This is a genomic window from Marinobacter salarius, from assembly GCF_032922745.1.
In the GTDB taxonomy this organism is placed as follows: domain Bacteria; phylum Pseudomonadota; class Gammaproteobacteria; order Pseudomonadales; family Oleiphilaceae; genus Marinobacter.
The window spans coordinates 4,549,070-4,561,745 of the sequence record NZ_CP136693.1; the positions used below are offsets into that span (position 1 = coordinate 4,549,070).

General features: G+C 52.7%; 14 protein-coding genes. 9 read left to right on the forward strand and 5 right to left on the reverse strand.

What is annotated here, in order from left to right; all coding sequences use genetic code 11:
- Nucleotides 1-5: 5 nt before the first annotated feature.
- The 8 genes from R1T46_RS21115 to R1T46_RS21150 all read left to right on the forward strand — a co-directional run bounded on the left by R1T46_RS21115 (nucleotide 6) and on the right by R1T46_RS21150 (nucleotide 7,110).
- On the forward strand, nucleotides 6-674 hold the full coding sequence (locus R1T46_RS21115) for a YrbL family protein (protein WP_317306936.1): 669 nt from the start codon (nucleotides 6-8) through the stop codon (nucleotides 672-674).
- Between the two features lie 91 nt (nucleotides 675-765).
- The gene (locus tag R1T46_RS21120; RefSeq protein WP_317306937.1) at nucleotides 766-1,674 is read left to right on the forward strand and encodes a lysophospholipid acyltransferase family protein; all 909 of its coding nucleotides are present in this window, start codon (nucleotides 766-768) and stop codon (nucleotides 1,672-1,674) included.
- A gap of 109 nt (nucleotides 1,675-1,783) precedes the next feature.
- Nucleotides 1,784-2,623 (forward strand): glycosyltransferase family 2 protein, encoded by an 840-nt coding sequence (locus R1T46_RS21125; RefSeq protein ID WP_317306938.1) that lies wholly within the window; start codon nucleotides 1,784-1,786, stop codon nucleotides 2,621-2,623.
- A gap of 36 nt (nucleotides 2,624-2,659) precedes the next feature.
- Nucleotides 2,660-3,478, forward strand: coding sequence for a glycosyltransferase (locus tag R1T46_RS21130; protein ID WP_317306939.1), 819 nt, complete (start codon nucleotides 2,660-2,662; stop codon nucleotides 3,476-3,478).
- Nucleotides 3,479-3,550: 72 nt separating this feature from the next.
- Nucleotides 3,551-4,306: a hypothetical protein gene (locus tag R1T46_RS21135; protein WP_317306940.1), complete on the forward strand. Its 756-nt coding sequence runs from the start codon at nucleotides 3,551-3,553 to the stop codon at nucleotides 4,304-4,306.
- Nucleotides 4,307-4,407: 101 nt separating this feature from the next.
- Nucleotides 4,408-5,298 (forward strand): glycosyltransferase family A protein, encoded by an 891-nt coding sequence (locus R1T46_RS21140; protein ID WP_317306941.1) that lies wholly within the window; start codon nucleotides 4,408-4,410, stop codon nucleotides 5,296-5,298.
- A gap of 309 nt (nucleotides 5,299-5,607) precedes the next feature.
- Nucleotides 5,608-6,291 carry a sulfotransferase family 2 domain-containing protein gene (locus R1T46_RS21145; RefSeq protein WP_317306942.1) on the forward strand — a complete coding sequence of 228 codons (684 nt, stop codon included), beginning with the start codon at nucleotides 5,608-5,610 and terminating at the stop codon, nucleotides 6,289-6,291.
- Between the two features lie 30 nt (nucleotides 6,292-6,321).
- Nucleotides 6,322-7,110: a glycosyltransferase family 25 protein gene (locus R1T46_RS21150; RefSeq protein ID WP_317306943.1), complete on the forward strand. Its 789-nt coding sequence runs from the start codon at nucleotides 6,322-6,324 to the stop codon at nucleotides 7,108-7,110.
- Nucleotides 7,111-7,125: 15 nt separating this feature from the next.
- Here the strand turns inward: R1T46_RS21150 and R1T46_RS21155 are convergent, their stop codons facing one another.
- From R1T46_RS21155 to R1T46_RS21165, 3 genes are read right to left on the reverse strand one after another with little or no spacing between them, the layout of a single operon-like run.
- A complete protein-coding gene (locus R1T46_RS21155) occupies nucleotides 7,126-8,490 on the reverse strand; it encodes an O-antigen ligase family protein (protein WP_317306944.1) in 1,365 nt (454 codons plus the stop codon).
- A 52-nt stretch (nucleotides 8,491-8,542) separates the two neighbouring features.
- Complete coding sequence (locus R1T46_RS21160; RefSeq protein ID WP_317306945.1) at nucleotides 8,543-9,226, reverse strand: hypothetical protein; 684 nt, start codon at nucleotides 9,224-9,226, stop codon at nucleotides 8,543-8,545.
- Nucleotides 9,227-9,253: 27 nt separating this feature from the next.
- Nucleotides 9,254-9,916 carry a 3-deoxy-D-manno-octulosonic acid kinase gene (locus tag R1T46_RS21165; protein ID WP_317306946.1) on the reverse strand — a complete coding sequence of 221 codons (663 nt, stop codon included), beginning with the start codon at nucleotides 9,914-9,916 and terminating at the stop codon, nucleotides 9,254-9,256.
- 218 nt (nucleotides 9,917-10,134) lie between these two features.
- Between R1T46_RS21165 and R1T46_RS21170 the strand changes: the two genes are divergently transcribed.
- A complete protein-coding gene (locus tag R1T46_RS21170) occupies nucleotides 10,135-11,163 on the forward strand; it encodes a glycosyltransferase family 9 protein (protein WP_317308348.1) in 1,029 nt (342 codons plus the stop codon).
- Between the two features lie 65 nt (nucleotides 11,164-11,228).
- On the opposite strand, the gene R1T46_RS21175 is transcribed toward R1T46_RS21170, so the two are convergent.
- Together R1T46_RS21175 and R1T46_RS21180 are read right to left on the reverse strand one after the other, a co-directional pair.
- Nucleotides 11,229-11,633, reverse strand: coding sequence for a DUF6165 family protein (locus R1T46_RS21175; protein WP_317306947.1), 405 nt, complete (start codon nucleotides 11,631-11,633; stop codon nucleotides 11,229-11,231).
- Between the two features lie 37 nt (nucleotides 11,634-11,670).
- Complete coding sequence (locus R1T46_RS21180; protein WP_317306948.1) at nucleotides 11,671-12,597, reverse strand: branched-chain amino acid transaminase; 927 nt, start codon at nucleotides 12,595-12,597, stop codon at nucleotides 11,671-11,673.
- Nucleotides 12,598-12,676 lie beyond the last annotated feature (79 nt).

Below are 12,676 nucleotides of genomic sequence, written 5' to 3' on the forward strand. Positions count from 1 at the left end.
GATCCATGATTGACCTGTCAGGCATTGAGCCATTCGCCTCTGGCTACAACCGACACTGCTACCGGCATCCGGATGATTCGGCATTGTGTCTCAAAGTACTGCGGCCTGAAAACATCGAAGCACGGTTCCAGCGACAAGCCTGGCCAAAGAAAATGCTCGGCAGAGCGAGGATTGATGACAACCGCCAGGAACTCCGGGCGCATCAACAGCAGGCCATCCGGGCACTGATCAAAGACGGCCACAACGAATTGGTTTGGGCACACCTGCCGCAATTTCATGGCGCGGTGGAAACCTCACTCGGCCTGGCAAACATGAGTGAGCTCCTCATCGACCACGACGGCGTACCGGGCGAAACGCTCGAACACTACCTGAAACACCGAGGGTTTGACCAACCGATTCAGGACGCCGCAGACCGCTTCTGCAACTGGTTGCTCGAAACCGGCATTCTCACCCGGAACCTGCTGCCCCACAACCTGGTTATCGCCGACAGGGGCGGGCAACCGGAGCTATTCCTGGTTGACGGGCTCGGCGCCCCCGCCATCCCGGACAAACTGGCCACTCTTCCCGCTTGGCGACAGCGATACATTGGCCGTCGTATCCGGCGCTTTTACCTGAGGATTGGCTGGGAAACCGGCGACCGAAGCACGAGCTGGGAAGCCTCGCAGAAGCTGTAATCGCCAGCGGTGACATTCACCAACCTTGCCGCCCACGCCGGATGGTGGTAGCTTCCGCTCATCCTGTTTCCTGTTGATAGTCCTCTGGATTATGGCGCTTTCCAAAGCAACGTTTCTGATTACCGCTCTCCGGCTTGCCGGCAAACTCCCCCTGCGTGGCGCCCAGCTTATCGGGCGTTTCCTTGGCATGATCAGTTGGATGTCCAAATCCCAGTACCGCACGGTTACCGACATCAACCTGAAAATCTGCCTGCCGGAGCTGACGGACGACCAGCATGACCGGATGGTGCGCTCCAGCCTGCGGCACACCGGCCAGACCATGATGGAAATCCCCCTGATGTGGGAATGGCCAGTGGAACGCTGCCTGGGCCTGATCCGTGAGATCGAAGGCGAAGAACTGCTCGCAGAGGCGAAAAAGGACGGCCGGGGGCTGTTGCTGCTGGCACCGCATCTCGGCAACTGGGAGCTCACCGGGCTTTATTTTTCCTCGCGATACCGCATGGCGGCCCTCTACAGCCCACCCCATATCCGGGAATTCGAGGATTACATGATCCAGGTTCGCGGGCGCATGGGTTCGGAGCTGGTTCGTGGTGACCGTCGCGGGCTGGCAAGACTGATCACTCTGTTGCGGGAAGGCGAGGTCGCCGGCATCCTCCCGGACCAGAGTCCAAGGGGCAAAGGCAACGCGTACGCGCCTTTCTTCGGCATCGAGGTGCGCACCATGACGTTGGTCTCGAAGCTGCTGCAGAAGTCCGGCGCCAAACCCCTGGTCACCTACTCCGAACGCCTGAAAGATGGCGAAGGTTTCCGGCTGGTGATCCGCGAATGCGAACCAGGCATTGCCGACCCGGACCCGGTGACTGCCACAACCGCGCTGAATAAATCCATCGAGAATGTGGTACGGGAGGTGCCGGAACAGTACCAGTGGGAATACAAACGCTTTCGCCATCGCCCACCGGGCCTGCCCCACCCTTACCGACCCGGCAGAGTGTGTAAGTAAATCCCGCTTACACAGCCGGTGCCCGCCAGGGCCTAAAACTGTATAATCCGGGTACCAAAACAGTTTCCACGACTGTCTGTTTTCCCTGAATAAAGGCCGGGCCGGATCCATGTCACCAAAACGCATTGGCGTTGTCATCACCACCTACAATTCCCCGTTATGGCTAAGCAAGGTTCTGACGGGTTATGAAAACCAGAGCCAGCCGGACTTTCGGGTAATCATTGCTGATGACGGGTCAACCGACGAGACCCGCACCCTGATCGACCAGTTCAGCGAACGCAGCATCCTGCGGATCGATCATGTCTGGCACGAGGACCATGGCTTTCGCAAGTGCCAGATCCTCAACAAGGCCATCCGGGAAACCGACTGCGACTACCTGATCTTCACGGACGGCGACTGCATCCCGGAACCAGACTTCATCGCCACCCATCAACGACTGGCCGAGCCGGGCGTGTTCCTGTCGGGCGGCTACATCAAACTCACCATGCCAGTTTCGGAAGCGATTTCCGACGACGATATCCGCAACGGTGTCATCTTTTACCCCCGGTGGCTGATCAGCAAGGGCCAACCGAAGAACCACAAGCTCTGGAAGCTGTCCAGCTCGTCCCTGAAGAAGACACTCCTGAATGCCGTCACACCCGCAGCCGCCAGCTGGAACGGCATGAACAGCTCCACCTGGACCAAAGACCTGATTGCCGTTAATGGCTTCAACGAAGACATGCAATACGGTGGCCTGGACCGCGAACTTGGCGAGCGCCTCTGGAACTTTGGTCACAAATCCCGGCAGATTCGCTACAGCACCGTTTGCCTGCACCTGGACCACGCTCGGGGTTACTCGAAGCCTGAGATCTGGGCGAAGAATCGGGCCATCCGAAAATCCGTGAAACAGAATGGAACCTTCTGGGCAGTAAATGGCATCGATAAACGAGAGAATACTCAGCCGTCCTGACGTGTTGAACTCTCATTACTGCTGAAGGAGCGAACCATGAAAGTTAAAGAGTATCCGCCGTCACTGGCGCGCATGATATATCTGAACTCCCTGAATACCGCGGGGTTACACGATCCATCCAGAGGTGACGAGCTCCCGGTCATTGTTTCACTCACATCCATTGAGTCACGACTTAAGTGTGTGCATCTGGCCGTTCGCAGTGTGCTGAGGCAATCACAACCGCCGAAGAAGATCATCCTTTGGCTAGGAAATGACTGCGAAAACAAGATCCCGGAAAAGTTGCATCGCCTGCAAGGACAGCGCTTTGAAATAAAATTCAGGCCCGATGTTGGTCCACACACGAAACTGATTTACTGCCTCAAAGAAAACCCCTCGGAAACGATCGTGACCTGTGATGACGACCTTATGTATCCCCAGGGATGGCTGCAATCTCTTTACCATGCCCACACAAAAAATCCGGATGAGATCATAGGCCACCAGTGCCGAAGAATTCGCTACTCGGAAGCAAGATCTCCGGCGCCGTATCGCCAATGGACCTATGAGACCCCAGACAGCTCTGACACATACACTATGCCATTAGGTTACGGTGGCGTGCTCTATCCGCCGGGGTCCCTGTCAGAGATGTCTACGTCGAGTGACTTGTTCTTGAAGCTATCCCCCAAAGCAGATGATCTTTGGTTCAAGGCAATGAGCCTCCTGGCGGGAACTTCTTCTCGAAATACGACGAAAACGGAACGCAAACCCTACCCGATTCCATTCTCGCAAGGCGTTGCTCTGAAGAAGTCCAATGTCAGAGAAGACGCGAACAGAGATCAGTGGATGGAGCTCGCGGAACACTTTGACCTCCATCCTTAACGCCAGCCAAAACTGATGAAATATCTATATCATCCAGATTATCAAGCACTCACTCTCTCGGAGCGGACCGTCTTGTTCGCAAAAGACACGATTGGTGCTGCTTCAGCGTCGGAAAATTCCTGGCAACAGGAAATTTGTCGAATGCTCGACTCCGAAGAACCAAAATTGACAACATCGTTGGCCAGTCATAACCCTCCGCTGTTGCTGAAAACAAACACACTTAAATATTTCAGCCAAAGGGTTCGGGCACGCTTTGGAATTCAGCGACAAGGACGCTTCGAGTGGGCGACTGCAGAACTCGACACTGCCCTTCGCATGCAGGGCAAGCCATACATACCAGAGATCTACGCCTACGGTTGGCGGGTTGATGGTTTTGGGCTTCCCGAGCAGACGTTCTCGGTGACGGAAAACTTGAGTAATACTGTTACTCTGGAAGAGTACATCCTAAAGCAACCTGAGCGCTCCACAGACGCAATGAAGCTGGCGTTCGATACGCTGCTGACTGCAATGAAAGATGGTTTGCTGCACCTTGATCCCTGGGCCGGCAATTTTTTACTTTGCCCAGACCTCAGCCAATGTTGGCTTATCGATCTTGAGTTTTCGAAGATAAATTCTCCCGCTCCTCTGGAGAAACAGCTTGGATTTGCGTTCGGTTTTTTCTACCGCAACAAATTTGAGAAACACTGTTCACGGACAAGTTATCTTTCGTTCGTTGAAGGCTGGCTTTCGGCGTCTGCTCCTGAGCTCAGTTTTGAAGACTTTCAGGAGCATTTTCGGTTTTATCTGGATAACCACGTGAAACGCAAGAAACGCTTTGCAGCTTTCTAGATATATGCTTTCACTTGGGGTTAGGTAGGCAATTATCATGCGGCTAGCATTTACTGGTTGGCCTGTTTTTAGTTCGCACTTGGGCTGAGCATATCTTCACTATGACAACATCGATCGCCGTTATCATTACTACGAAAAACCGCCCCATCTATGTTGCGGAGGCTATTGAGTCTGTCGTCAATCAGACAAAGCCGGCCAGTTCGATCATTATTGTCGATGACGGAAGCGACATCCCCATCGCAGACCAGCTCGACCCAAGGCTTACCGAACGCTGCACCGTAATTCGAAACGAAAATAGCGCTGGAGTATCTGCCGCTCGCAATCAAGGCGTTAAAGCCGCTACTGCAGAGTGGATTGTGTTTCTTGATGACGACGACTGGATAGATCCAAATTTCGTTCAGTCGATTGATCTCACAATTAACGAACAGTGCGCAGCCAGAATCTTCTGGCCTTCCCGTTTGATGGTTAACGAGACGACAGGTGAAACCAAATCCAGAAAAACACCGGCAGTAGCTTCGGGCACTGAAACACTCAGCACGGAGTTAATGGTCAGTCTGATGGAAACCGGCTGTTCCGGCACAACCGTTCGCAAATCTGCCTTTGATAAAGCCGGAGGTTTCGACGAATCACTCGTTGTTTCCGAGGATCGCGATCTGACGTTCCGCCTGCTGGCAGCCGGTTTCCTTGCGCTTCCTGTTCAGCACGCCGTGATCAACATACGAGTGCATGAGGGCCCGCGCCTCAGCAGCCACGAAAAAGGTGAACTTCAGGTCAAATCAGATTTGAAAGCGATTGAAAAGAATTTGGATTTCTTGAAAACGCACCCTGTTCTCGCGGAAAAGTTCATGGGCAGGGCCGCGAAGCGTTTGTGGGAACGCAATCACCAACGCGAAGCGCTATACGTCATCAAACTGTTGGCCAAGATTTGCCCCTACTCCATTCGCGTGCGTCAAAGACAGCTAAAGTGGCTGGTCGCTTCAGCCTTTTCCTAGTAACTGAAGAGCGCGCCAGATACCGTTATATTTGGCTTAAGGACTTGGCAGCTCTGCAACGTTCCTAACAATAGGCATCCTTCGGAAACGAGCCCTCAAGTCTTTCTTTATTCTCATTGAATCGTTTTACAGAAGCCAGACCCCCGATTGACTCCAGACAAGCGCCCAATTCCTTCTCGTCCGTTATGCGAACGAGATACAACCAGAACCAGATGCCCGCCACTATAAATTCTCTGGTGTACGGTATTGTTTTGAAGTGCAGCGGCTGGGATCATTGGCCACGAACTGCCTAAAGCAACGAGAGCCGCCATGTCGCGACAGAAAAGCAAAGCAAAAATTCAGATCAAACACTTTCTTAATCTCAGGTACCACCGGGCGTTACAGAGCTCATATCGCCTAGAAAAATTCAACGAATACAACATGATATTCATTCACATCCCAAAGGCAGCAGGGACGGCCATCAATCAAGGTCTTTTCGGGCGTTTAGCGGGACTGGGCCACGCTTCATGCCAGAAGTACCTACAGATATACGGCAGCGCCAAGTTCAACTCAATGTTCAAGTTCACCTTCACACGCAATCCCTATGATCGCTTTGTTTCAGCCTACGAATACCTGAAAACCGGTGGAAACAATTCCCACGACGCCCTATTTAAAAGAGAATTTATCGATAAATATCGGAGTTTTGATGACTTTGTGCTGAATGGCTTCTCGAAAAACGACGATATACGAAAGCATATTCACTTCAGGAAGCAAGCCGACTTTATTTTTATCGACGACAAACTTGCCGTTGATTTCGTTGGCCGCCACGAGAATATTCAGGATGACTACCAGTATATTGCGAGTATGATTCATGACGCCAAGGATCTTAAAACCAAGAACGCAAGTACTCGGGAGAAAAGCTTCGAAGACTATTTTCAGACTGACTCCATAAGAAGCGTCATCAATGAATTCTACGAACCAGACTTCAGATTGCTGAAGTACGATTTCCAATAATCCAAGACATCTACTGAAGGTCTGAATTTAATGAACCCTGGCACCTATCCGATCTATCTCGTTTCTCTGGATCAGGACTCGGAAAAACGGGAAACGCTCAAGAATCGATTCCCCCGCTACTCAGCCACGATGACAAGAATCAATGCGGTAGATGGCAGAAAACTCCCTGCAAAGGAGTTTTTTGATCATATAGCAACGCCACTGGCACTAGGTCATCGACTGATGCTTCCCGGCGAGGTTGGGTGCAGCTTAAGCCATGTGCACGCACTCGAGTCCTTCCTGAGTTCGGGTGAAAACTACGCATTGATCCTTGAGGATGATGTTATCGGCGGTGATGACGATATAGATGCCATTATGACGTTGGTCTCAGCCCTACCGCCGGAATCATTGCTGATCTGCGGAGGGCAGCAAGGGATGCCTGCGCGAAAATATGTCTTCGGAAAGACAGCCGGCGCAGAAGGATTGTTTCGTCTTGCACGATACTCGAACAACCATATATTTCGCACATGTTGCTACGTGGTTACGCCAGTGAGCGCCAAGCAAATCCTCGACATGCAAAGCGAGTCTCTAACGCTCGCAGACGCTTGGGGAACATTTTTCCGAGGATCAGGAACCAATATCTACTACACAGACAAACTCGCACATCCTAAAGAACTGTCTGGCAGCCACCTCGAACAAGAGCGCTCCAGGTTGGGATATGAATCGATGTTTGGTATCCGTAAAATCATCGCTCTGGCACAGCGACGATTGTCCCGTATTGCACGTAAACTCGGGGCTTTATTGTGTTTACTGCAAGGATACCGCCGGGTGGTCAAATGACCTCCCCGGATTCATTCAGCTCTTCAAGGAATCTGGTGGCAGGCGCTCAACTCTCTGCGCCTGGAGGCCCTTAAAAATAAATGAAACAGGGATTCCCAGCAATAGAGTCATGACGTGCAACCCATATACGTCGTCAAAGAAAAGGCCATAAAAATTTGCGGTAAGCATAAACAGAGCAACCGAAGTGAACGTAAAGTTTCTCAGCTCCTTCGACATGCTCCCCCGCTTACACGCTTGATTAGACTGATACAACACCCAGCCAAACAAAGAGAGCATGATAAAAAGCCCACCGAGCCCATAGCGAACTGTCAATTCGAGATATGAGTTATGTAACTGGCGATAATGTTTAAACTGTTTATTTGTCCTGGACTCTTGCTCAAGAACATATCGTCCAGCCCGATAGCCCCAGCCAGCCAATGGCCTCTCGCTGATCCACTTCACACCGACCACCCAAAACTGCGCTCTCAGCCCCCAACTGCTATTTGGCAGATCCTCCAGATCTCCGTCCAGGATTGTGTCGACCGTTGATAATTCTCGACTAAATTTCTCATAATTCGTACCCGCCAAATCGGTCTGAGCCCCTACAAGCAGCAACAGAAGAAAAGCCAACAAGCTTAGCCCGGCACGAAACTTGTTTCGAAGAAAAATCTTTCGCTTGCGCAATACTCCATACAATCCAAAGACCAGAATAACCAACACCAGACACGCCAGAACGCCTCTCGTCTGCGTCATCAAAAGTGTACCGATGGATAAAAGAAAGAGGGTCATCCAGATCAACGTACCAAAAGACAGGATAGTGTTGATCCCAAAAAAACGTTTTCTGAAGGCGAGAAGACCAAGCACAATGAGCGACAGATACAGGGCTGTTCTGATAGGGTTCAGGCCCAGGCCTTCCCTGCCCCCCCGCAAACCATGAAAGAAATCATCCACCCCGCCTCCCAGAACCCAAGGAATCATGAATATCAGTGCAGCCACTAGGAAAACCAGAGCAGTTAGATTCCTGGACTTTCCCCCAAGGGCAATTGCTACAATCAAAAAGGCAAACTTGTCCAGATAGTCCTCAAGCGAAGGACCACTTCTAGCAATCTCCGGGTGGTCAATTAGCAATGCAATCCAAGTGAACGTCATTTGCACGATCACGAATAACATCAACCAAACCGGATAAGATGACCTGGCAACCGGAGAAAACCGAAACAAAACGAAAGCACCGAAGAGATAAAACGGAATCTTCAATGAGTCAAACCAATCGACAGAAAGCAACGGGGTCGCCACGAAACCCAGTGCGCACAATAGTAGGAGCCACCGATAAAGTACGGGCGCGTTAACCAATGGGTTTTCCACAGCTTTACCTAGCCGCATGATTCTTTCTGGCGGGCTCATTCATGCTCCAAAAACAAATGATATCGTGATTCGAAACCTGACCATTATGTAGTCAATCAAACTGCCTGGGCTGGATATTTCGGCTCGCCCGCTTGGCGTCCAGCATCGACCTCCAGCCTTTGACGCTCGCCCAGAACGCACCTTCATCCCACTCAGAACCTTTCCCGACGAAGGTCATGTCCAGATAGGCGGTCAGCAGAGTTGCGACCATTTCCTCATCTGGCAAACGAGCCGCTACATTAGCCAGGTTGGAGACCGCAACCCCCAGAGGAAGCATTTGAGAGTAGATGCGGATATCGTCCTCATCGACCATGCAAATAGTGTCGTCCGCACCCATCAGAAAGTTGGTCAGATTTCCGTCTGGCTGCTCGATACCTCGCTTGTGTACGTCCGCCATTGTCTGGCCCAACAGGCGAATTATCTGGAGCTGCCTCGAGCGGGATGACTCATCCATCAGAATGGCCCTAAGAGGGCGGAACCCTTCCAGAAACGCAGTGCCATACCCAAAACAGCGCTCCGACGGCAACCACCCTGAAAAGATGATTGGCGGCACAGGCCCACCAGCGCTCCTTATTTTCTTTCCCCGACGAATAGCCCTTATCCAGTGAATCAGTCCGAAAAGCGGTTTTCGATAACACTTGATCGCAACGGGCTGCCCATCAACCTTCCCCCGATAGGTGATTCGGGTTCTACGGGTATTGGAATGGAGTTCTTCCTCAAGTCTGACGATGGTCATCAAGGTTGGCCGGGCATGAAGGTAAGTTTAGCCCGCGGGCTGATGGTGGTATGCCTGCAGCAATTGTTGCCAGAGCTTCTCCCGCTGGGAAGCGGATAAACTCGGACACCTTTTTCTGACAGAACGCTGAAGCCGTTCAAGGTTTCTTCGCTTCCATGCTGAATGCGCTTCATTATTGCTCTCAGATACCAGTTTGCAGCGATCAAAATCGATCAGATAAAGCTGATCCTCTGCCACTAGTATGTTGTCGCAGTTCAAATCAACATGGTCTAACCCATTATCGTGAAAACGGCGAATGACCTGTCCCAGCTGAGCCCAAAGCGCTTCGTCGACCAATCGGGCGCTGTCGCTAAACGTGACAGAATTCGGTATCCGCCGTACCAGTATAGCGGCGCGATACCAGAATAGCCGGTACTTCCAGGCAACGGCTGCTACCGGAACGGGCACCGGCAACCCCAGTGACTTCAGCTTTACCAACAATCGGAATTCCGCCAGAGACCTAGCCTTGTCAAAGCCAATAAACAGATAGGTCTTTTCCGCAAATCGGGCCATAAGGCCACCTCGCCGGTAATGACGAAGTACCATCCCCGACGGTTCCATATCGATAAACCAGGCACCACCGCGACCTCCCGAAGTAACCGGCGTTGCCCGATTTTTCCAGAAGCCAGGGGAAAACCAGGACGAAGTCACCCCTTCATACTCCGGCGAAACTAGGAGTAATGACTTTCCGGAACCTGAATAATCATCCGCAGCCAGTGTCAAAAGATCGGTACCCTCGCCCCGGCATACCTTAAGCCGCCGGGTAAAGACGTTAAAAGCCCAGTAGGCTAGAATGGCGCACAGTTTACCAACGAGCCACGTCAGGCTCCACATCCGGCGATGAAAGATTGGAAACGGACCGTAACTTGATTAACTCCATCTGTATATTGCGTCTGTCCGCCATTGGCGACGTCACTCATGTCATCCCCGTGGTATTAAGCCTTCAGGAACAGTTACCAGGCGTTAAGATCACCTGGGTGATCGGCAAGATTGAAGCCAAGCTGATTGGTGATCTGCCCGGCGTCGAGTTCGTTATCTTCGACAAAAAAGCCGGGCGCAAAGGGTACGCTGATTTGCGCAACACCCTTAAAGCCAGGAAGTTTGATGCGTTGCTCCACATGCAGGTAGCCTTCAGAGCCAATCTGGCAGCAGCGATGATTCCGGCCAGGGTGAAGGTTGGCTATGACAAGGCGCGCAGCAAAGACCTACACAGTTTGTTTATTAACCGGCGGATTGCCCCCGCAGCACAACAACACGTGCGAGATTGCCTGGCAAGCTTCCTGGAGCCACTTGGCCTGGAACCCGCCGCACCAAAATGGGTCATCCCACTGACCTCCGAAGACCATGAGTTCGCTGGGCAACACCTCGTCGCGGACCGCAGGAACCTCGTGATCAGCCCCTGTGCCAGCCACACGCTTCGCAATTGGCCTGCCGAGCGCTATGCGCATCTGGCGGATCACGCCATCCGCACTCACGGCATGAAAGTGATCCTCGTGGGCAGCCCCGCGCCTTTTGAGGCGGAATTTTGCACAGCGATTGAAAGCTCCATGGAGGAGCAAGCGCACAATATCTGTGGCAAGGATACGCTGAAGCAGCTTACCGCCCTGCTGGGCAAGGCCGACCTGGTGGTCGCGCCTGATACCGGCCCCGCGCATATTGCCAGTGCTATGGGGACCGATGTGCTTGGTATTTATGCGGCCAGCAATCCCTACCGTTCCGGGCCCTACAATTCGCTGAAATGGTGTGTGAATCGGTATCCAGAGGCACTGGAGCGGTTTGCTGGGAAAACAGTTGAGGACGCTCGCTGGGGTGCCAAAGCGGAGTTTGAGGGGGCTATGGAAATGGTGACGGTGGAGGAAGTGACGAAAATGCTGGATCGGTGGGTTGAGCAGCACTGATCAATACAGCCCTCTCTCCCGCTAGGGGAGAGGGGATGGAGGCTTCAGCGCCGAAGTAGGCTATTTTACTTGCGGGCGGTGTAATCCTGGTAGGACTTTTCTTCCACAAATCGTGAACCCAGGGCCAGGTTAACGTCCTTCTTGATGGAGGCGCGCTTGTCGTTGGTGACATAAACGGCGCGAGCCAGCTCAATAAACTTTGCGCCGAAATCCTGAGCAGCTTCCTGATCACGAATGTCGTCTTCGATTTCCCAGAGCGCCTCGTTCACTTCTTTAAGCTGCTTGCGCAGATCTGCGATGGCGGCCTGATCCTGAACTGCCTCGTTCCAGGTGGCGCTCAGTTCGTCCAGCTCGAGCCGAACATTTTTGACCTTTTCCGCGTCTGCAATGCGTTCAGACTTGATCTCCAGAATGGTGATCTTGTCCAGCACTTCGCCGAAGGAGACCGGCACTTTGATAACGTCTGCCATTTGCTCTTCCTGCAGGTGTTGTTAGTGGAACACGGCGTTAACCGTTGACCGCTGTCAGCCAGTGTGAATGCGCAGCGCTCTTGCCCTTCACGGCATCGAAATACATACCCTGCAACTTTTCGGTCAGCGGGCCGCGCTTGCCTGCGCCAATCAAACGGCCATCCAGTTCACGGATCGGCAGTACTTCTGCAGCGGTGCCGGTGAAGAAGGCTTCATCCGCGATGTAGACCTCGTCCCGGGTGATACGGCGCTCTTTTACCGGAATGTTCAGCTCTTTCGCGAAATCGAGGATGGTCTGGCGGGTGATGCCTTCCAGGCAGGACGTCAGTTCCGGCGTATGGAGCACACCATCTCGCATAATGAAGATGTTTTCGCCGGAACCCTCAGCCACGTAGCCTTCGTTGTCCAGCAACAGGGCTTCTTCACAGCCACTGGCGATGGCTTCGTTCAGGGCCAGCATGGAGTTGATGTAATTACCGTTGGCCTTGGCCTTACACATGGTGATGTTGACGTGATGCCGCGTGTAGGAAGAGGTGCGAACCTTGATGCCCAACTCTTTCGCTTCCGGTGACATGTAGGATGGCCAGCTCCAGGCGGCGACCATGACATGAACCTTGAGGTTGTCGGCACGCAGCCCCATACCTTCAGAGCCGAGAAATACCATCGGGCGCAGGTAGGCTTCGTCCAGGTTATTCTCCCGTACTGCAGCGATCTGCGCCGCATTCAACTCATCCTTGCTGAACGGCATGGTCATGTTGAGGATATGCGCGGAGCGGAAAAGACGATTGGTGTGATCTTCCAGCCGAAAAATCGCAGCACCCTTTTCAGTGCTGTAGGCGCGGACACCCTCGAAACAACCCAGGCCGTAGTGCAGGGTGTGGGTCAGCACGTGAGTTTTGGCTTCCCGCCAGGGAACCATTTCACCATCCAGCCAGATCAGGCCATCGCGATCAGCCATCGACATTGTTTCTGCTCCTAAAGCACTCTATTCGGGAAACCGGCATTCTAGCAGGAAAACTCGGGGTTACGAAGGGGCGCAATCA

Coding starts and splice junctions, on each gene's coding strand:
- R1T46_RS21130 (WP_317306939.1), top strand. CDS start 2,660: ATGAAAGTTAAAGAGTATCCGCCGTCACTGGCGCGCATGATATATCTG.
- R1T46_RS21175 (WP_317306947.1), bottom strand. CDS start 11,633: ATGGCAGACGTTATCAAAGTGCCGGTCTCCTTCGGCGAAGTGCTGGAC.
- R1T46_RS21180 (WP_317306948.1), bottom strand. CDS start 12,597: ATGTCGATGGCTGATCGCGATGGCCTGATCTGGCTGGATGGTGAAATG.
- R1T46_RS21125 (WP_317306938.1), top strand. CDS start 1,784: ATGTCACCAAAACGCATTGGCGTTGTCATCACCACCTACAATTCCCCG.
- R1T46_RS21145 (WP_317306942.1), top strand. CDS start 5,608: ATGTCGCGACAGAAAAGCAAAGCAAAAATTCAGATCAAACACTTTCTT.
- R1T46_RS21120 (WP_317306937.1), top strand. CDS start 766: ATGGCGCTTTCCAAAGCAACGTTTCTGATTACCGCTCTCCGGCTTGCC.
- R1T46_RS21115 (WP_317306936.1), top strand. CDS start 6: ATGATTGACCTGTCAGGCATTGAGCCATTCGCCTCTGGCTACAACCGA.
- R1T46_RS21140 (WP_317306941.1), top strand. CDS start 4,408: ATGACAACATCGATCGCCGTTATCATTACTACGAAAAACCGCCCCATC.
- R1T46_RS21150 (WP_317306943.1), top strand. CDS start 6,322: ATGAACCCTGGCACCTATCCGATCTATCTCGTTTCTCTGGATCAGGAC.
- R1T46_RS21160 (WP_317306945.1), bottom strand. CDS start 9,226: ATGACCATCGTCAGACTTGAGGAAGAACTCCATTCCAATACCCGTAGA.
- R1T46_RS21155 (WP_317306944.1), bottom strand. CDS start 8,490: ATGAGCCCGCCAGAAAGAATCATGCGGCTAGGTAAAGCTGTGGAAAAC.